Source organism: Bacteroides sp. OM05-10AA, assembly GCF_003439055.1.
Lineage (GTDB): Bacteria > Bacteroidota > Bacteroidia > Bacteroidales > Bacteroidaceae > Bacteroides > Bacteroides intestinigallinarum.
This window is the reverse complement of sequence record NZ_QSUR01000025.1, coordinates 95,762-115,507: the sequence shown is the minus strand read 5'-3', so window position 1 is coordinate 115,507 and position 19,746 is coordinate 95,762. Positions and strand designations below refer to the sequence as shown.

The 19,746-nt window shown below is 44.8% G+C and carries 14 protein-coding genes; 4 read left to right on the top strand and 10 right to left on the bottom strand.

Translation table 11 applies throughout. The features are described 5' to 3' along the window. Positions 1-309 precede the first annotated feature (309 nt). The 3 genes from DXB58_RS18655 to DXB58_RS18645 are packed head-to-tail and all read left to right on the top strand — an operon-like array spanning position 310 to position 5,775. Positions 310-1,362 carry an efflux RND transporter periplasmic adaptor subunit gene (locus DXB58_RS18655; protein ID WP_074556851.1) on the top strand — a complete coding sequence of 351 codons (1,053 nt, stop codon included), beginning with the start codon at positions 310-312 and terminating at the stop codon, positions 1,360-1,362. 60 nt (positions 1,363-1,422) lie between these two features. Beyond that, on the top strand, positions 1,423-4,455 hold the full coding sequence (locus tag DXB58_RS18650) for an efflux RND transporter permease subunit (RefSeq protein ID WP_122137832.1): 3,033 nt from the start codon (positions 1,423-1,425) through the stop codon (positions 4,453-4,455). 48 nt (positions 4,456-4,503) lie between these two features. Continuing rightward, the gene (locus DXB58_RS18645; RefSeq protein ID WP_032853676.1) at positions 4,504-5,775 is read left to right on the top strand and encodes a TolC family protein; all 1,272 of its coding nucleotides are present in this window, start codon (positions 4,504-4,506) and stop codon (positions 5,773-5,775) included. A 105-nt stretch (positions 5,776-5,880) separates the two neighbouring features. On the opposite strand, the gene DXB58_RS18640 is transcribed toward DXB58_RS18645, so the two are convergent. The 10 genes from DXB58_RS18640 to DXB58_RS18595 all read right to left on the bottom strand — a co-directional run bounded on the left by DXB58_RS18640 (position 5,881) and on the right by DXB58_RS18595 (position 15,604). Continuing rightward, a complete protein-coding gene (locus tag DXB58_RS18640) occupies positions 5,881-7,116 on the bottom strand; it encodes a sodium ion-translocating decarboxylase subunit beta (protein WP_008999797.1) in 1,236 nt (411 codons plus the stop codon). Then, entirely contained in the window at positions 7,116-8,951 is a 1,836-nt protein-coding gene (locus tag DXB58_RS18635; RefSeq protein ID WP_122137831.1) for a biotin/lipoyl-containing protein, read from the bottom strand. Before DXB58_RS18635 ends, DXB58_RS18640 begins: the two co-directional genes overlap by 1 nt. 26 nt (positions 8,952-8,977) lie before the next feature. After that, positions 8,978-9,238, bottom strand: a complete 261-nt coding sequence (locus DXB58_RS18630) for an OadG family protein (protein ID WP_008999795.1) — start codon at positions 9,236-9,238, stop codon at positions 8,978-8,980. Positions 9,239-10,038: 800 nt separating this feature from the next. Next, complete coding sequence (locus DXB58_RS18625; protein WP_122137830.1) at positions 10,039-10,878, bottom strand: FecR family protein; 840 nt, start codon at positions 10,876-10,878, stop codon at positions 10,039-10,041. 10 nt (positions 10,879-10,888) lie between these two features. Beyond that, positions 10,889-11,479 carry an RNA polymerase sigma factor gene (locus DXB58_RS18620; protein WP_008999793.1) on the bottom strand — a complete coding sequence of 197 codons (591 nt, stop codon included), beginning with the start codon at positions 11,477-11,479 and terminating at the stop codon, positions 10,889-10,891. Positions 11,480-11,556: 77 nt separating this feature from the next. Then, positions 11,557-13,125: a peptide chain release factor 3 gene (locus DXB58_RS18615; RefSeq protein WP_122137829.1), complete on the bottom strand. Its 1,569-nt coding sequence runs from the start codon at positions 13,123-13,125 to the stop codon at positions 11,557-11,559. A gap of 33 nt (positions 13,126-13,158) precedes the next feature. Then, positions 13,159-13,521 (bottom strand): four helix bundle protein, encoded by a 363-nt coding sequence (locus DXB58_RS18610; RefSeq protein WP_122137828.1) that lies wholly within the window; start codon positions 13,519-13,521, stop codon positions 13,159-13,161. 12 nt (positions 13,522-13,533) lie between these two features. Continuing rightward, entirely contained in the window at positions 13,534-14,394 is an 861-nt protein-coding gene (gene rfbD / locus DXB58_RS18605; RefSeq protein ID WP_122137827.1) for a dTDP-4-dehydrorhamnose reductase, read from the bottom strand. Then, positions 14,395-14,940, bottom strand: coding sequence for a DUF4924 family protein (locus DXB58_RS18600; protein WP_117937378.1), 546 nt, complete (start codon positions 14,938-14,940; stop codon positions 14,395-14,397). Positions 14,941-14,950: 10 nt separating this feature from the next. Further along, on the bottom strand, positions 14,951-15,604 hold the full coding sequence (locus DXB58_RS18595; protein WP_008774798.1) for a LysE family translocator: 654 nt from the start codon (positions 15,602-15,604) through the stop codon (positions 14,951-14,953). Between the two features lie 258 nt (positions 15,605-15,862). Here DXB58_RS18595 and purL point away from each other — a divergent pair, with 258 nt between their 5' ends. After that, positions 15,863-19,567 carry a phosphoribosylformylglycinamidine synthase gene (purL, locus tag DXB58_RS18590; protein ID WP_122137826.1) on the top strand — a complete coding sequence of 1,235 codons (3,705 nt, stop codon included), beginning with the start codon at positions 15,863-15,865 and terminating at the stop codon, positions 19,565-19,567. Positions 19,568-19,746: the final 179 nt, after the last annotated feature.

The window sequence follows — 19,746 nt, the reverse complement described above, 5'->3', positions numbered from 1 at the left end:
GGTGAAATAAAAAAGAGATTACCACCAAATTTGACGAAGAACCTTTTCAAACTTTATAGAAAGAGGTTAACGAAGGTTGTGATTTAGTTCAAATGAATTTCCAAACCGTGATTTACAGATTAGTGAAATGGTTTGGATGGGAATTTTACTTTAAAAATGGTAAGATTCCCATTATTTTGTGTTCTGCTAGAGAGATAAGAGGTTGAGTATGAAAAATATTAAGAATAGTGAACATAAATAAACGGGAGTTGTTTTTAGTATATTATTCGCTATTTATCAACGCAAAACCTCTAAACATCAACGTGATATATGAAGAAAATTGGATTCGTCCTGACGGCTGCAATCTTATTGGCAGGCTGCGGACAGAAAAAAGAAGCGACAACGACAACAGCCCGTCCCGTAAAGACCACCATTGTCGAGTCAAGATCGATTATTAGCAAAGATTTCTCGGGAATCGTGGAAGCGGTGGAATATGTGAAGCTGGCTTTCAGGGTCAACGGACAAATCATCCAACTACCTGTCATCGAAGGACAGAAAGTGAAAAAGGGACAACTCATCGCAGCTATCGACCCCAGAGACATCGCGTTGCAATATGCCGCCACAAAATCGGCATACGAAACGGCTTCCGCACAAGTGGAACGTAACAAACGACTCCTCTCCCGGCAAGCTATCTCCGTACAGGAATACGAAATCAGTCTCGCCAACTACCAGAAAGCGAAATCTGAATACGAACTATCCGCCAACAATATGCGCGACACGAAACTGACCGCTCCTTTTGATGGTTCCATCGAAAAGAGATTGGTGGAAAATTATCAGCGTGTCAACTCCGGAGAAGGCATCGTTCAGCTTGTCAACACGCATAATCTACGCATCAAATTCACCATTCCGGATGCTTATCTGTACTTGTTGCGCGCCAAAGACCCGCGTTTCCTTGTTGAGTTTGACACCTTCAAAGGACACGTGTTTCAAGCAAAACTAGAAGAATATCTGGATATTTCGACCGATGGCACAGGTATCCCGGTCAGCATCACGATTGACGACCCGTCATTCGACCGTGACCTTTATGCTGTGAAACCCGGTTTCACCTGCGGCATCCGTTTCACGGCAGATGTGGGCCCGTTAGTGCAGAACAGCTGGACAATCATACCGCTTAGCGCCGTATTCGGTGAAAGCGAAGGAAACAAAATGTATGTTTGGGTGGTAGAAGACAACAAAGTCCACAAACGACAAGTAACCGTGAGCACTCCTACCGGAGAAGCACAGACTCTCATCTCCGAAGGTTTGAAACCCGGAGAAAAAATCGTCATTGCAGGCGTACACCAACTAGTGGAAGGAGAATCAATTACAACAGTTGATAAATGATAGCTGATAACACCTATCATTTACAACCTATCATTTATCAACTATCAACTATCATTTATTATGAGTTTAGCTAGATATTCATTAGATAATACGAAAATCATCTATTTCTTTCTTGCCGTATTGCTGATTGGGGGAATCACTTCCTTTGGCAAACTGGGTAAGAAAGAGGATGCTCCTTTCGTGATAAAGTCGGCGGTTATCATGACCCGTTATCCGGGTGCCGAACCGGCTGAAGTGGAGCGGTTGATTACCGAGCCCATCTCTCGCGAGATTCAAAGTATGAGCGGTGTGTACAAGATTAAATCAGAATCTATGTACGGACTTTCAAAAATCACATTCGAGTTGCAACCTTCCTTATCGGCAAGCTCCATTCCACAAAAGTGGGACGAGTTGCGACGGAAAGTGCTCAATATACAGCCACAGTTGCCGAGCGGTGCTTCTGCGCCAACGGTTTCCGATGATTTCGGTGACGTGTTCGGCATCTATTATGGCCTGACGGCGGACGACGGTTACACATACGAAGAAATGCGCAACTGGGCAGAACGGATCAAGACGCAGGTAGTGACGGCAGACGGAGTGATGAAAGTGGCTTTGTTCGGAACACAGACAGAAGTGGTCAATATTCTTATTTCGACCCATAAGCTCGTAGGTATGGGCATCGACCCCAAACAGCTTGCCAGTCTGCTGCAATCGCAGAATCAGATTATCAATACCGGAGAAATCCGTGCCGGTGAGCAACAGCTCCGAGTAACTGCTAACGGTATGTACACCACCGTAGACGATATCCGCAACCAAGTAATTACCACAAAGGCCGGACAGGTGAAACTCGGTGATATCGCCGTTATTGAAAAAGGTTACATGGACCCTCCATCCAACATTATGCACGTGAACGGCAAACGTGCCATCGGCATCGGTGTCTCCACCGACCCGCAACGGGATGTGGTGCAGACGGGTAAGAATGTGAAAGCCAAGCTAGACGAATTGCTGCCACTGATGCCTGTGGGATTGGAGCTGCAAAGTCTGTATCTGGAAAACGAGATAGCCAATGAGGCTAACAACGGATTTATCATCAATCTGATCGAATCTATTCTGATTGTGATTGTGATTATCATGTTGGTGATGGGGCTGCGTGCAGGTATGCTAATCGGTTCATCACTGATTTTCTCCATTGGAGGTACATTGCTCATCATGTCTTTCTTCGGTGTCGGATTGAACCGTACTTCGCTGGCGGGATTTATCATCGCTATGGGTATGCTGGTGGACAACGCCATTGTAGTGACGGATAACGCACAGATTGCCATTGCCCGCGGAGTAGACCGGCGGAAAGCACTGATAGACGGTGCAACGGGTCCGCAATGGGGATTGCTCGGGGCTACTTTTATCGCTATCTGTTCGTTCCTCCCGCTCTACCTCGCTCCTTCTGCCGTAGCGGAAATCGTGAAACCGCTTTTTGTGGTACTTGCCATCTCGTTGGGATTGAGCTGGGTACTTGCACTGACGCAGACCACTGTTTTTGGTAATTTCATCCTGAAAGCGAAAGCAAAGGATGGTGCCAAAGACCCGTATGACAAACCATTTTATCACAAATTCGCTTCTATCCTCCGTACACTGATTCGCAGGAAAACGTTGACACTGGGTTCGATGGTAGTACTTTTTGTTGCTTCATTGATTATCATGGGGACGATGCCTCAAAACTTCTTCCCTTCTCTGGACAAGCCTTATTTCCGGGCGGACGTGTTCTATCCAGACGGGTATAGCATCAATGATGTGGTGAAAGAGATGAAATCGGTGGAAGAGCATCTGGCAAAACAGCCGGAAGTGAAAAAAGTGTCAATCACCTTCGGCAGCACGCCGTTGAGGTATTACCTCGCTTCCACTTCCGTAGGGCCGAAACCGAATTTTGCCAATGTGTTGATTGAATTGACAGACAGTAAATATACTAAAGAGTATGAGGAAGATTTCGACGCATATATGAAGGCGAATTATCCAAATGCGATTACGCGTACAAGTCTGTTCAAGCTGTCGCCCGCGGTGGATGCCGCTATCGAAATCGGATTTATAGGACCGGATGTAGACACGCTTGTGGCGCTCACCAATCAGGCATTGGAGATTATGCACCGGAATCCGAATTTAATCAATGTACGCAATTCGTGGGGAAACAAGATTCCTGTGTGGAAACCGATATATAGTCCCGAACGGGCACAGCCATTAGGGGTGTCACGTCAGGGCATGGCACAGAGTATCCAGATCGGAACTACGGGTATGACGCTCGGAGAATACCGGCAGGGGGATCAGGTGTTGCCTATCTTATTGAAGGACAACACAGTGGATTCGTTCCGCATCAATGATTTGCGCACGCTGCCCGTGTTTGGTACGGGGAATGAGACGACCAGCCTGGAACAGGTGGTATCGGAATTTAATTTCCAGTATCGTTTCTCGAACGTGAAAGATTACAATCGGCAAATGGTGATGATGGCACAGTGCGATCCGCGTCGCGGGGTAAATGCAATTGCTGCTTTCAATGAAGTTTGGCCGCTGGTGCAGAAAGAGATAAAAGTGCCGGAGGGATATACAATGAAGTATTTCGGGGAGCAGGAAAGTCAGGTGGAGTCTAACGAGGCACTGGCGAAAAACTTACCGTTGACGTTCTTCCTGATGTTTGTCACTCTATTATTCTTGTTCAGGACGTATCGTAAACCGACAGTGATTCTGTTGATGTTGCCGCTTATCTTTATCGGTATCGTGTTAGGATTGGTGTTACTCGGCAAGTCGTTCGACTTCTTCTCTATCCTGGGGTTACTCGGACTGATTGGTATGAATATCAAAAACGCGATTGTGCTTGTGGAACAGATTGACCTGGAGGCAAAGACGGGCAAAAAGCCGTTGGATGCTGTTGTCAGTGCCACGACAAGCCGTATTATTCCTGTAGCGATGGCGTCGGGTACTACTATTCTGGGTATGTTGCCATTGTTGTTCGATGCGATGTTTGGCGGTATGGCGGCTACCATTATGGGAGGTTTGTTGGTGGCTTCGGCACTGACATTGTTTGTTCTTCCGGTAGCTTATTGTGCTATTCAGAGAATCAAAGGATAATTGCCTACTCTTATATGAAACTTGAATTTATTGTTTAGATTGAATAAAATGAAAACTCAACTTATAACTCTGTCTCTATTGTTCCTCGGCCTCACGGCCGGGGCACAACAGCCTTATCTTAGCCGGGAAGCCTACCGGGATAAGGTGGAAGCTTACAGCCAAATACTGAAGCAACAGAAACTAAAAACGATGGCAAGTACGGAAGCACGGAAAATTGCTCATACCGGTTTCTTACCTAAAATCGATGCCAATGCGGACGGTACGCTCAACATGAGTGACCTTAGTGCATGGAACGAACCATTAGGCGAATACCGCAATCATACTTATCAAGGAGTATTTATCGTTTCGCAACCGTTGTACACAGGAGGCGCGCTCAACGCCCAGCACAAGATTGCCAAAGCAGATGAAAAGCTGAATCAGCTGAACGAGGAGCTTACTATCGACCAAATTCATTATCAGAGTGATGCGGTTTACTGGAATGCTTCTGCCTCACAGGCTATGTTGCAAGCGGCTGATAAGTATCAAAGCATCGTGAAACAGCAGTATGACATCATACAGGATCGTTTCAGCGACGGAATGATTAGCCGTACGGATTTATTAATGATCTCCACTCGGCTGAAAGAAGCGGAACTGCAATATATCAAGGCTCGCCAGAATTATACACTGGCCCTCCAAAAGTTGAACATCTTAATGGGAGAAGAGCCGAACAGCCCGGTAGACAGCCTTTATACGATTGACAAGGCTTCTGCCCCGGTACAGATACTTTCCTTGGAGAATGTACTGCAACGCCGTGCGGATTTTGAAAGTACGGAAGTGAATATCATGAAGAGTGAGGCGCAGCGCAAAGCAGCTCTTAGCCAGTTCAACCCGCAACTGAATATGTATTTCAGTGGCGGATGGGCTACGGCTACACCTAATCTCGGATATGATGTATCTTTCAATCCGGTCGTCGGCATTAATATCAATATCCCGATTTTCCGGTGGGGAGCCCGGTTCAAAACAAACCGCCAGCAAAAAGCGTACATCGGGATACAGAAACTGCAACAGAGTTATGTGACGGACAATATCAACGAGGAACTTTCTGCCGCACTAACCAAACTGACGGAAACGGAATATCAAGTAAAAACTGCTACCGAGACTATGAATCTGGCCAATGAAAATCTCGACCTAGTTTCGTTCTCTTACAATGAGGGAAAAGCGAATATGGTGGATGTATTATCGGCACAGCTATCATGGACGCAAGCACACACGAATCTGATTAATGCGTATCTGTCGGAAAAGATGGCGGTAGCAGAATACAGGAAAGTGATTAGCGAATAAAAGAAGAATCTGAAATCTGTATTCATAAAGCAGTATATAATAAGAAATCCGGAGAATGGGCAATCCATATCTCCGGATTCTTGTATATAAGGTCAGCTATATTGACTACGCAAGGAAGGAAATCAACACACCCGCAGCTACGGCAGAACCGATTACTCCGGAGATGTTGCTCGCCATGCAATATTGCAATACGTGATTCTTCGGATCGTACTTCAAAGCTATTTCATTGGCTACACGGCTTGCCATCGGAACGGCACTCAAGCCGGTGGCACCGATAAGCGGATTGATTTTCTTCTTAGAGAAGAGATTCACCAATTTCACGAACAGGATACCTCCTGTGATGGAAAGGGCAAATGCCAGGAAACCACCTACTACGATACCGATAGTTGTCCAGTTCAGGAAGGCTTCTGTGGTCATCGTTGCTCCTACGGACAGTCCGAGGAAGATGGTAGCCGCATTCATGATGCTATTGGAAGCAGCGTCGAACAAGCGGAACGTGTTGGTTCCGATTTCTTTCACCAGGTTACCGAACATCAGCATTCCGATCAATGGCACAGCACTTGGTACGAAGAGGGCCACAACAGTAGTTACCACAATCGGGAAGATAATCTTCAAGACACGCAGGTTCTTGATTTCCGTCTTTGAAGGATACATCTTTTCCTGTTCTTTCATATTGATGCTCAATTCCTTCTTAGTACAGAGCAGTCTCACAACCAGCGGAATAATCACCGGAACGAGTGCCATGTACGAATAAGCGGCAATGGCAATCGGGCCCAGCAAATGTGGCGCCAGTTTGATAGTCGTAAAGATAGCTGTCGGACCATCCGCACCACCGATAATTCCGAGAGAAGCGGCTTCTTTCGGGGTGAATCCCATCAGGATAGCTACCAGCAATACGGTAAAGATACCCAACTGTGCGGCTGCACCGAAAATAGAAAGACGCAGGTTACGCAACATCGGTCCGAAGTCCGTCAACGCACCGACACCCATGAAGATGATCGGAGGCAGGAAACCTGTTTTAATCAGCATATAGTAGATGAAATTCATCAGTCCCAGTTCGTGGGCGATGTCATGCAGAGGCATTTCCCAGATGTTTTTCATTACTCCGTTTATCATAATCATGCCATTCTCGTCTGCCTGAATCACACCCATTTCTCCTCCGGGGAAGTTGGCCAGCAACACACCGAAAGCGATGGGGACAAGCAGCAACGGCTCGTACTGTTTCTTGATACCCAGATAGAGCAGGACGAACGCGATGGCATACATTATCAGGAACTGCGGATCGGCAATGATATTGCTGAACGCAGTCATGTCATATAAGTTCTCAAATATTTCGTTCATTATCCTATCTTCATTAATACATCATCTTCTGAAACAGTATCTCCCGGATTGGCACAAATAGCAGTCACCGTACCACCAAACTCCGCACGGATAGCATTATAGGTCTTCATCGCTTCTACATAGCAGATTACGTCTCCTTCTTTCACCGTGTCGCCTACTTGCAAAGCGGTTTCTTGTGCATTCTTCACCAAAAAGAACTTGCCTTCCAACGGAGAAAGCACTTCTTTGCCTTCGCCTGCCGGAGCAGCGGCAGCACCCGCAGGAGTAGCAGGAAGCTCGGCATCGCCATAAGCTACGGTGACACGATAAGCCTGTCCGTCTACCTGTACGGTCAGTGTTTTCGGTTTAACATCTTCTTCCGGTGATTTATCTTTTTCGGCACGGCGTTTTGCCACGTCTTCGAGAAAGTCTTCTTTAGCTTTACCACTCTTGTAGGCTTCATATTGAGCCGGGTGCATCGCATATTCGAAGAGTTCTTCGTCGTCCTGTCCTGCTTCCCATTTGTTCTCTTTCATCAGTTTGCGATATTTGTCGAGAGCATCCGGATAGTTGTCCTGTGGATCGCCTTCGAAGAACTTACGGCCTTCACGTTCCGCCTTTTCAATGATTTCCGGAGCAAGTTTGCCCGGCAAACGTCCGGCTTTACCCAGAATCATGTCCCAAATATCATCGGCAATCATTCCCCAACGGTCTTTTCCTTTTTCCATTGCCATCACGTTCATCATGGCAAGGTTCTTCACATATTGACTGAATGGAGTCACCAATGGAGGATAACCGACACGAGGCCATACGTAAGCCACTTCGTCAAACAGTTTGATGAGCAGCTGATCTTGCGTCATAAACGGCAGATTGTGTTTTGCCTTATATTTATTGATGGATTCCAGATTGGATTCGAGGTCGGCCATCAGACTACCCATCATACCGCCGGGAAGTCCGGGAGCAATCAGCAAGGAGTTCATCAGGCGGTTTTTCGGGCTGATATACAGGCCGAGGAAGTCGTCCATAAATTCCTGAATCATGCCACGCACTTTCATGTAGGCTTCCATATTGATTTCGGGCACTTGATATCCGGCATCTTTCAGCATAGCTTGTACGCTAAGCAAATCGGCGTGACCAGTTCCCCATGAAAGTGGTTCCATACCGACATCGATGTAGTCGCAACCTGCTTCGCATACTTCAAGGATGCTTGCCATATTGAATCCGGGACCTGCATGGCTATGATACTGAACAGGGATTTCCGGATGTGCCGCCTTGATATTGGCTACAATCTTGCCTAATGATACGGGACGGCCGATACCTGCCATATCTTTGATACAGATTTCATCTGCACCCAGCTTGATAAGTTCCAGCGCCATATTGGTGTAGTACTCTACCGTATGGATAGGCGAATGAGTGATGCAAAGCGAGCATTGTGAAATCATGCCTGCTTCCTTTGCGTATGTGATGGAAGGAGCGATATTACGCACATCGTTCAATCCGCAGAACGTACGGGTAATGTCTGTTCCTTGTGCTTTCTTTACTTTGTAGAATAATTTGCGGACGTCTGCCGGAACGGGGCTCATACGGAGTCCGTTCAGTGCGCGGTCGAGCATGTGGGTTTGAATACCGGCTTCATGGAACGGTTTTGTCCATTCGCGCACGGCTGTATTCGGGTTTTCACCAAACAATAAATTTACCTGTTCAAAACCTCCGCCATTTGTTTCTACGCGGGCGAAACAACCCATTTCAATGATGGCCGGAGCTACCTTTACGAGTTGGTCTACACGAGGTACATATTTTCCGGCTGATTGCCACATATCTCGGAAAACCAAGCTAAACTTTACTTCTCTTTTCATGTCTTTCAGTGATATTCTTTATAGATTTATAATTTTTCTACTTTAGTGATTTTTCCTTTACCCTGTGTCACCACATTCACAGCAGCAGTAATGGCTGCTAAAATGTTTCCCGGAACAGGTGCAGGACCTCGCGGTGCTTCCCGCTTCACAGGAACCACTTCTTCGGGGGCATACTTGTTGACCAATGCAATCAACAACTTACCTAAATAAATCACAATCAGCAGAATAACAAATACGGTAGCCATTCCGACCACCATCAGCAGGATCGCTGTTTCGATATTTTCCATATAATAAACTATTAGTAATTTAAGTTGTTCGTCTAAAAAGCGTTCGAAAATACCAAATTTTTATTATAAAATAAATTAAGAAAGGAATATAATGTATAAAACTGTCATTTCTCTGATTGATAATCAGAGCATTTATGAGCAGAAACTTATTACAAAAAAAATGTGAGAGAAAGCCCCTCAACTTTCTCTCACACTCTGATAAAACAATTATTAAATAAAAATACTCAATGATAAACCGGTTTAGCCCTCATCTGGTTTCATACCCTCTTCTTAACCTATTAAATTACCAGATAAAAACCGGTCTTGTTAAACCTCTCATGCGCCATCACGGCTTTCATTCTTTTAATTAGCGTAGCAGTCTAGTTGAAAAACCCTTTTAAGCCAACTTGTTTGATCGGGAAAAACAAGCCTTCTAAAGCTCATATAACCCTGGCGAGGGAACCATTTCTGACCTACGTCTCTGGCAGGAATTTTTCATCTGCCCACTGTCTATTGTTTGCTTTGAGCCCTAGTTTGTATTCTTTTCAAAATATTGTTTGTTTTGAATTTAGCTTGTAATTCCCTATAAGGCTTTCTATTGTTTGTTTTGAGCTCCGGCCTTTATTCCTATAAGGAAGATGGCCGGATAATTCCTTCTACAACATTTAATCTTCTAATCAATTCTACCGTTTTTTTCAAACATCATTAAATAGCTCATCTATTAGAAAGAGAAGCATCCGTTTGTTTTTTACCAAGAAAAAATGAAGAAAATTTGAAGAAAAACAAAAAAGCCTCTCCTGACTATCCAGAAGAGGCTTTTTTTATTGCAAAATAATTTCTTTCCCTCGAATTTGATAACTGATTCCACACGAACCAAATACTTTTTCCAGTGTGGCGTTCAGGTCTTTCGTCAAAACCGTCCCGTTGTAGGTCAGCCCTTCGCACTTCTCGTGCCCGACGACTGTTACCTTAAATATGTGTTCAATATCTGCCACTACATTTATCAGCGGATCATCTTCATACCCCAACACCTCGGGGAACTCCGCTTCTTCTGCCTTTTTCTCTACCGGCACAATCTTTTTCTCATCGCAATGCACGCTTTCCCCGGCAAGCAATGTACGCTTCCCTGCAGCAGTCTCGACTTTCACGCTCCCTTCCTCACAGTTGACTGTCATCTTCTTTCCTTGCTGATCGATGAGGAATTTCGTTCCCAGTACGGTTACGTCGCCGGCTTCTGTACGGACCGTGAATGTCTTGCCTTTGGTTACGTTAAAAGAGGCTTTACCCAATAGTTGCAATTTGCGCTCCCAAAGCCATGTGATATGATTGTAAGTCAGGCGGGAATTTTCCATCACCTGCACAGTACTACCATCCGGCAATTCATAGTTCATAGCAGTGTTATCAGTCACCACCTTTTCTTCTGCCAGGAAGTAACCACCTATCCCCAAAAGAAGGACAACTGCCGCTGCCACTCCCCATGAGAAAGAGAAACTTCTCCCCGCACCTTGTTTTCTTCTCCGGCTTAAGGCGATCTTATGGCTCTCCTCACGTTGCAACTTCAGCTTATCACCTATTTCTTTTTTACGAGAAAAGATTTCGCCAACCAGAGGAAGTTTTCCTTCTTCTAAGTATTTATCTAAAGATTCTGTCCACTTTTCCATATCTCACACCTCAATTAAAAATCCACAAATTAGCTGCTACCAACAACAAGAAAGATTTGCTCATACGCTCCCGCAAACTGGAGATAGCCATATGAGTAGTATTGTAAACCGTACGTGAAGTGAGTCCCATTACCTGGGCTATTTCTTCCGGACTCATCTTCTTATAATACTTAAGATACAATACCTCCCGCTGTTGCTTTGTCAAATTATTCAGCTCTTTCTGCAAAACTTCCAGCTGTTCTTTTTCTAACTCTGAACGGATAATAGCAGTTTCAATATCGATCTCCAGATCAAACTGATATTCGTTTGTGCCTACTTCATCCAGTGATTTTAATGAGCCACTATTCTCCTTTTTCAATTCATTCACTATCATGTGTCTCAACGAAACACATAAGTAAGCGGGTATGGATTGAGGGGCCGCGCAAGTTTCTCTTTTCTCAAAGATGTAAACAAACAACGACTGTATCGCCTCGGTTACCAGAGTTTCATCACCGGCTATCTTCATGCCATATCCATACAGTAAATCTGCATATTGCTCATAAAGCTGCCGGAATGCCTCTTCATCCCCTTGCTGAATTTTATCCCAGGATAGTGTCTTCATTTCTATTCACTCATTTATATGAGATATGTTTTTCCTTTTTTTACCTGATTTTTTAGTTAAAATCAACGGAATATGTTTTAAAACTCACTTGTAAAGTGGAATTTGATATGTTTAAAGTCCATCTGCGCCATTTGAAGTACATAACCGGAGTCTGCCAGGAACACATCGCGCCCTTCTCTATCCTTTGCCATATACTGGTATTTACGTTTCTTGAAGGCTTCCAGTTCTGCGGAATCATCGCTTTCTACCCAGCAGGCCTTATAAAGACTCACCGGTTCCCAGCGACAGGACGCATTGTATTCATTCAACAAACGGTACTGAATAACCTCAAACTGCAACTGTCCCACCGTGCCGATGATCTTACGGCCATTGAACTGATTGACAAACAACTGTGCCACACCTTCATCCATCAACTGATCGATACCTTTCGCCAACTGTTTCTGTTTCATCGGATCGGCATTTTCGATATACTTGAACATCTCCGGTGAGAAGCTCGGCAATCCGCGGAAATGAAGCATTTCACCTTCTGTCAGCGTATCGCCAATCTTAAAGGTACCATTATCCGGCAGACCGATAATATCTCCTGCATAGGCTTCGTCAATCGTTGTTTTACGCTGTGCCATAAATTGGGTGGGCGATGAAAAACGCATGGTCTTTCCATGACGAACGTGCACATAGGGAGCATTGCGGACAAACTTGCCGGAGCAAATCTTACAGAATGCCACACAAGAACGGTGGTTGGGATCGATATTGGCTGTGATCTTAAAGATGAATCCGGTGAATTTCGGTTCGTCGGGATTCACTTCACGCTCTTCTGCCTGTACAGGACGAGGACTGGGAGCTATCTCCACGAAACAGTTCAGCAGCTCTTGCACACCGAAGTTGTTCAACGCTGATCCGAAGAATACCGGTGCACAGTCTCCTGCGAGATAGGATTCCGAATCAAATTCGGGATAAACGCCTTCGATCAGTTCCAGATCACCACGCAGTTTGTCTGCCAATGGCTTGCCAATCTGCTGATCCAGTTCTTCCGTATGAATATCGACTGCCACTTTTTCTGTTACCATCTGTTTGGATGGCTGGTATAAGTCCAGTTTCTGTTCGTAGATGTTGTATACTCCTTTGAAACGTGCTCCCTGCTCTATCGGCCAGGATAAGGGACGAACCTGAATCATCAGTTCTTCTTCGAGTTCATCGAGCAAGTCGAACGGGTCTTTTCCTTCACGGTCCATTTTGTTGACGAAGATTATTACCGGAGTCTTTCTCATGCGGCATACCTCCATCAGTTTACGCGTCTGCGTTTCCACACCTTTCGCACCGTCTACAACGATGATAACGCTGTCCACAGCAGTCAGTGTGCGGTATGTGTCTTCGGCAAAGTCCTGGTGACCCGGAGTATCGAGAATGTTGATTTTATAATCCCGATAGTCGAATTCCATCACGGAAGTCGTTACCGAAATACCACGTTGTTTCTCGATTTCCATCCAGTCGGACGTAGCCGTCTTTTTTATCTTATTACTCTTTACAGCACCTGCTACCTGTATCTGACCACCGAAAAGCAATAGCTTTTCCGTCAATGATGTCTTACCGGCATCCGGATGCGCAATAATGGCGAACGTTCGCCGTCTCAAAATTTCATTCATCATAATAGTTGATAAATGATAGTTGATAAATGATAGTTATTTACCAAGACTATCCTTTAAAGTTTTAACTGTACTCGTCAATAATTTCACCAATTCTACACTATCTGCATGAATAGACGAATATATGTCTTCTGAAAAATAATCAGTATCATGCAACAGTGATATCCAATATTCAGTCTCGTAAGCCTCCTTTAAGGCTATATTCATTTTATTCAAAAAATCAGCACGGCTTTGGGCATGTACCCCTTCCCGCACTAAAGCACCAATTGCAGTTCCACTACGCAATAGCTGCTTTGATAAAACATATTCCTTTTGACTGGTTGACAAATATTTATATGCTTTTATGATTCTAATAGCAAATAAATAGGATTTCTCCTGCGTTATGTTGTTTTCAACCATAACTATTAACTATCATTTATCAACTATCAACTGCGAAACACAGTTTCGCAAACTTTCCTCCCAATGGGGGATTTCGATGCCAAATGTTGTTTTTATTTTTGTTTTATCAAGTACGGAGTATGCCGGACGGTTGGCTTTTGCAGGATATTCAGCTGTATGCAGAGGTTTCACTTTGCAGGAGGTTATTCCCGCCAAGCGATGAATAGCCACTGTAAAATCATACCAGGAACAAACGCCTTCATTGCTGAAATGGTAGATGCCGCGAACTATACCTTTATTAATAATGGTATAGATAGCACGTGCTAGGTCATTGGCATAAGTCGGGGTTCCGATCTGGTCGAAAACAACTCCCAGACTGTCACGCTCTTTTCCAAGACGGATCATTGTCTTCACAAAATTATTGCCGAAGGTGGAATAAAGCCATGCAGTACGGATTACGACTGCTTTCTCGCAATAATTCATCACGTCATATTCTCCTTCCAGTTTGGTGGTGCCATATACAGAGTCCGGACAAGGGTCGCAATCCTCCGTATACGGAGTGTGTGCAGTACCATCAAAGACATAATCGGTAGATACTTGTATCATAGCGGCTCCGTTGAATTGTGCCGCACTTGCCAATTGTTTCGGTGCTTCGCAATTCAATTGATAGGCTAGTTCCGAATTATCTTCCGCTTTATCTACGGCCGTATAAGCGGCACAGTTCACGACAAGCTCAATCCGCTTCTCTGCGATATAAGCCCAAACGGCTTGCTTGTCACAGATGTTTAGTTCTTCTACATCTGTGAAATAATACGTATGTTGCGGGTTCTCTTTTGCAAGCACCTGCATCTCATTGCCAAGCTGACCGTTGGCACCCGTTACCAAAATTCTCATTTATTCATCCAGTTTTAATTCACCTTTACGGTCTTTATCATAATAGTTTGCCAACATAGAAAGGAAACTAGTGATAGCTTCCACTGCCTTAGCAGTACCTTCACTGATAGGCTTTTTTTGAAGACGAAGCAGGAGTACTCCATACAATGCCTCAAAACAGGTCTCCAATTCGGGCTCGTCTTTCTTACCGTTTTTATTCCGTAATTCTACTATAAACGGCAATGCCTTGAAATAAGCGGCACTGTAAAAAGGAAATTTAGGAGAAGAAGCCAATGCGTTATGCAACTCTGTCAGATTGATAATCACATTCTTATTAATCTGCAAATGACCTTTTTCCCGTACTCCTTCCTCACTCATCATCGTAATCAGATTGGTATACCATTCTCTCATGGCAGGCTGCTGATCTGCCGGATAACGGGCAATTATATTTGCCTCCATCTCTTCCGGTTCACAATGATTGGCGCGGATCAAGTCTTCCTCTTGCCACATATATATAAGGTACTCGGCAATATTCTTCTCTTTCAGTTGTTGTGCTATCTGATTCATAAGTTATCTCCTAATAAAGTGATTCTCCCAACAAAGTAAAAATCAGTCCGGCAAGGGATACCAGCATTACAATACTTCCTACAACACGATTCAGTATCCAGATACCACGCAAGTTGAATTTAGTGCGCACTTTGTTCACAAAGTAAGTAATCCCCAACCACCAGGTCAATGCCCCTATAGCAATAGCAACATAGCCTGTGATTTCTTCGAACACCAGAACTCCCGGCTGCACAAAGGCAAAACGGGCGAAAAGTCCGATAAACAGGAAGATTATCAAGGGATTGGAGAGAGTGACGAAAAATGCGGTAATAAAGTTATGGAAATAAGAACCTTTGCTGGAGGAAGCCGGACGAATGGACTGCACCGGGTTGCTACGAAAGGTATATATACCAAAAAGGAGTAGCATGATGCTCCCCAATAATTGCAGATAGAAAATATTCTTATTAATATAATCGAACACAAAGCTCATCCCGTAGCCGGTGAGCAAAGCGTATGCTATATCGCTCAAAGAGGCTCCCAGACCTGTTACAAATCCATACCAACGCCCTTTATTCAAAGTCCTCTGGATGCATAATACGCCCACCGGACCGAGGGGTGCGGACACAACAACGCCAATAATAAAGCCTTTCACTAATATATCGAATATTGTCTCTATCTGAATCATGTCGCAAATATCGCACTTTTTTGTGATATGGGGATAGTATATTAACGTTTTTTCCACACAAGAATCACTATATATAGCGATAATAAGTAAAACGTACATCGAAAATAAACATATTAAATAAGGTATAGGAATTTATTCTCTATTTTTTTCCTACCACCAACGAAATTGATTATCTTTGCGCCACAGAAAAAGAGAAGAGTTTCTCCTACAGGAACTTCAATCGTAAAATCGTAAATCGTAAAATCGTAAATATACAACATGATTCTTTTTTTCAGAACCCCTTCCAAGAGCGTGATTGCCGTAGAGAGCAACCATCAGCTCACCCCTGACGAAAGTAATAAACTCTGCTGGCTTTTTGGCGAAGCCGTGATGGAAAGTGAAGAAAACCTGAAAGGCTGTTTCGTTGGCCCACGCCGCGAAATGATCACTCCCTGGAGTACAAACGCAGTAGAAATCACCCAAAACATGGGGCTCGAAGGCATAAGCCGCATCGAGGAGTACTTCCCTGTTAAGGACGAAAATGCCGATTACGACCCGATGCTCCAACGCATGTACAAAGGACTCGACCAAAACGTATTCACGACAAACCGTCAGCCGGAACCGATCATCTACATTGAAGATCTCGAAGTGTACAACGAAAAAGAAGGTTTGGCTCTTTCCAAAGAAGAAATGGACTACCTGAAGAAAGTAGAAAAGGACCTCGGACGGAAGCTGACCGACTCTGAAGTATTCGGTTTCGCACAAATCAACTCCGAACACTGCCGCCACAAAATTTTCGGCGGAACGTTTATTATCGACGGCGTAGAGCAGGAATCTTCCCTGTTCCAGATGATTAAAAAGACGACACAGGAAAATCCGAATAAAATAATCTCTGCTTATAAAGATAATGTAGCCTTCGCCGAAGGTCCGGTTGTGGAACAGTTTGCTCCGGCAGATCATTCAAAACCTGATTTCTTCCAGATAAAGGACATCAAGAGTGTTATCTCACTGAAAGCGGAAACTCATAACTTCCCTACTACTGTAGAACCGTTCAATGGTGCTTCTACCGGTACCGGTGGTGAAATCCGCGACCGTATGGGTGGCGGTAAAGGTTCATGGCCGATTGCAGGTACTGCTGTCTACATGACTTCTTACCCGCGCACAGAAGAAGGACGCGAATGGGAAGAGATTCTTCCGGTACGCAAATGGCTGTACCAGACTCCGGAACAGATTCTAATCAAAGCATCCAATGGTGCTTCCGACTTCGGTAACAAGTTCGGCCAGCCGCTGATCTGCGGTTCGGTACTGACTTTCGAACATACGGAAAACAAAGAAGTTTATGGTTACGACAAGGTAATCATGCTTGCCGGTGGTGTTGGTTACGGTACACAACGTGACTGCCTGAAAGGCACACCGGAAGCAGGAAACAAAGTGGTAGTAATCGGTGGTGACAACTACCGTATCGGACTGGGTGGCGGTTCCGTATCTTCTGTTGATACCGGTCGTTACAGCAGTGGTATCGAGTTGAATGCCGTGCAACGTGCCAATGCAGAAATGCAGAAACGTGCCAACAACGTCGTACGCGCTCTTTGTGAAGAAGAGGTGAATCCGGTGGTTTCTATCCATGACCACGGTTCTGCCGGACACGTAAACTGTCTGTCCGAACTCGTGGAAGAATGTGGTGGTTTGATCGACATGAGCAAGTTGCCTATCGGTGACAAGACTTTGTCTGCCAAAGAAATCATCGCTAACGAAAGTCAGGAACGTATGGGTCTGCTGATTAAAGAAGAGGCTATTGAACATGTACGTAAAATTGCTGAACGCGAACGCGCTCCGATGTACGTAGTCGGTGAAACAACCGGCGATCATCGTTTCGCTTTCCAACAGGCTGACGGTGTACGTCCGTTCGACCTTGCCGTAGAACAGATGTTCGGTTCTTCTCCCAAGACATATATGACAGACAAAACAGTGGAACGTCATTACGAAATGCCGAAATACGAATTGTCTAAACTACATGAATATCTGACAAATGTATTGCAGCTTGAAGCCGTAGCCTGCAAAGACTGGTTGACAAACAAGGTAGACCGTTCGGTAACAGGTAAAGTGGCTCGTCAGCAATGCCAGGGTGAACTTCAGTTACCGTTGAGTGACTGCGGTGTCGTAGCACTCGACTACCGTGGCGAAAAAGGTATCGCTACCTCTATCGGACATGCTCCGCAAGCAGCATTGGCTGATCCGGCTGCCGGCTCTATTCTTTCTGTATCCGAAGCACTGACCAATCTGGTTTGGGCTCCGATGGCAGAAGGTATGGACAGTATTTCACTGTCTGCCAACTGGATGTGGCCTTGCCGCTCTCAAGAAGGTGAAGATGCCCGTCTTTACACAGCTGTCAAAGCATTGAGCGATTTCTGCTGCGCACTGCAGATCAATGTTCCTACCGGAAAAGACTCTCTGTCTATGACACAGAAGTATCCGAACGGTGAGAAAGTGATTTCTCCGGGAACTGTGATTGTTTCTGCCGGTGGTGAAGTTTCCGACGTGAAGAAAGTGGTATCTCCGGTATTGGTTAACAATGAAAAGACTACGCTTTATCATATTGATTTCAGCTTCGATGAACTGAAACTGGGTGGTTCGGCTTTTGCACAATCTCTGGGTAAAGTTGGTGACGAAGTACCTTGCGTACAAGATGCCGAATATTTCCGCGATGCTTTCCTTGCCGTACAGGAACTTGTCAACAAAGGCCTGATCCTTGCCGGACACGATATTTCTGCCGGTGGTTTAATTACTACATTGCTCGAAATGTGCTTCTCCAATGTAGAAGGCGGTATGGAAATCAGCCTCGACAAGATGAAGGAACAGGATATCGTTAAAATTCTGTTTGCTGAAAATCCGGGTATCGTTATCCAGATCAGCGACAAGCATAAGGATGAAGTGAAGAAGATTCTGGAAGATGCCGGCGTAGGCTATATGAAGTTGGGTAAACCGACTGACGAACGTCACATTCTAGTATCTAAAGATGGAGCTACTTACCAATTCGGTATCGATTATATGCGCGATGTGTGGTATTCTTCTTCTTACCTGCTCGACCGCAAACAATCTATGAACGGTTGTGCTAAAGCACGTTTCGAGAACTACAAGATGCAGCCTGTTGAATTTGCTTTCATGCCGGAATTCAAAGGTAAGCTTTCTCAATATGATATCACTCCGGATCGTCGCACTCCAAGCGGTATCCGCGCAGCTATCATCCGTGAGAAAGGCACGAACGGTGAACGCGAAATGGCTTACTCACTCTATTTGGCAGGTTTCGACGTAAAAGACGTTACAATGACCGACCTCATCAGCGGACGCGAAACACTGGAAGACGTAAACATGATCGTTTACTGCGGTGGTTTCTCTAACTCCGATGTACTGGGTTCTGCTAAAGGATGGGCAGGCGCATTCCTGTTCAACCCGAAAGCTAAAGAAGCATTGGATAAATTTTATGCACGCGAAGATACATTGTCATTGGGTGTCTGCAACGGTTGCCAGCTGATGATGGAACTCAATCTTATCAACCCGGAACTGAAGAAGAAAGGAAAAATGCTACATAACAATTCACACAAATTCGAATCACGCTTCCTTGGTCTTACTATCCCGACTAACCGCAGTGTGATGTTCGGCTCTTTAAGTGGAAGCAAACTGGGTATCTGGGTAGCTCACGGAGAAGGAAAATTCTCTTTGCCATATGACGAAGATAAATATAATGTAGTAGCGAAGTATAGCTATGATGAATATCCGGGCAATCCGAACGGTTCCGATTATTCTATCGCAGCACTGGCCAGCGCAGACGGACGCCACTTGGCTATCATGCCTCACTTGGAACGTTCCATCTTCCCATGGCAGAACGGTTGCTATCCGGCCGACCGCAAGAACAGCGATCAGGTTACTCCATGGATAGAAGCGTTTGTCAATGCCCGCAAGTGGGTGGAAGCGAAAATGAAATAAATCATTTCCATATTTTACAGAGGCTGGTACTTTAAATAGTGCCAGCCTCTTATTTTACGGAACTTTCCATTCTACCGGAAGACTTCTGATAGATACCAAAATACCGAAAACAAACAGTATATACAAATAGTTATAAAATAGTCTATTTTCTTCATTTTTGGAGCGCTGTTATCTTTCAT

Coding starts and splice junctions, on each gene's coding strand:
- DXB58_RS18655 (WP_074556851.1), top strand. CDS start 310: ATGAAGAAAATTGGATTCGTCCTGACGGCTGCAATCTTATTGGCAGGC.
- DXB58_RS18650 (WP_122137832.1), top strand. CDS start 1,423: ATGAGTTTAGCTAGATATTCATTAGATAATACGAAAATCATCTATTTC.
- DXB58_RS18645 (WP_032853676.1), top strand. CDS start 4,504: ATGAAAACTCAACTTATAACTCTGTCTCTATTGTTCCTCGGCCTCACG.
- DXB58_RS18640 (WP_008999797.1), bottom strand. CDS start 7,116: ATGAACGAAATATTTGAGAACTTATATGACATGACTGCGTTCAGCAAT.
- DXB58_RS18635 (WP_122137831.1), bottom strand. CDS start 8,951: ATGAAAAGAGAAGTAAAGTTTAGCTTGGTTTTCCGAGATATGTGGCAA.
- DXB58_RS18630 (WP_008999795.1), bottom strand. CDS start 9,238: ATGGAAAATATCGAAACAGCGATCCTGCTGATGGTGGTCGGAATGGCT.
- DXB58_RS18625 (WP_122137830.1), bottom strand. CDS start 10,878: ATGGAAAAGTGGACAGAATCTTTAGATAAATACTTAGAAGAAGGAAAA.
- DXB58_RS18620 (WP_008999793.1), bottom strand. CDS start 11,479: ATGAAGACACTATCCTGGGATAAAATTCAGCAAGGGGATGAAGAGGCA.
- DXB58_RS18615 (WP_122137829.1), bottom strand. CDS start 13,125: ATGATGAATGAAATTTTGAGACGGCGAACGTTCGCCATTATTGCGCAT.
- DXB58_RS18610 (WP_122137828.1), bottom strand. CDS start 13,521: ATGGTTGAAAACAACATAACGCAGGAGAAATCCTATTTATTTGCTATT.
- rfbD (WP_122137827.1), bottom strand. CDS start 14,394: ATGAGAATTTTGGTAACGGGTGCCAACGGTCAGCTTGGCAATGAGATG.
- DXB58_RS18600 (WP_117937378.1), bottom strand. CDS start 14,940: ATGAATCAGATAGCACAACAACTGAAAGAGAAGAATATTGCCGAGTAC.
- DXB58_RS18595 (WP_008774798.1), bottom strand. CDS start 15,604: ATGATTCAGATAGAGACAATATTCGATATATTAGTGAAAGGCTTTATT.
- purL (WP_122137826.1), top strand. CDS start 15,863: ATGATTCTTTTTTTCAGAACCCCTTCCAAGAGCGTGATTGCCGTAGAG.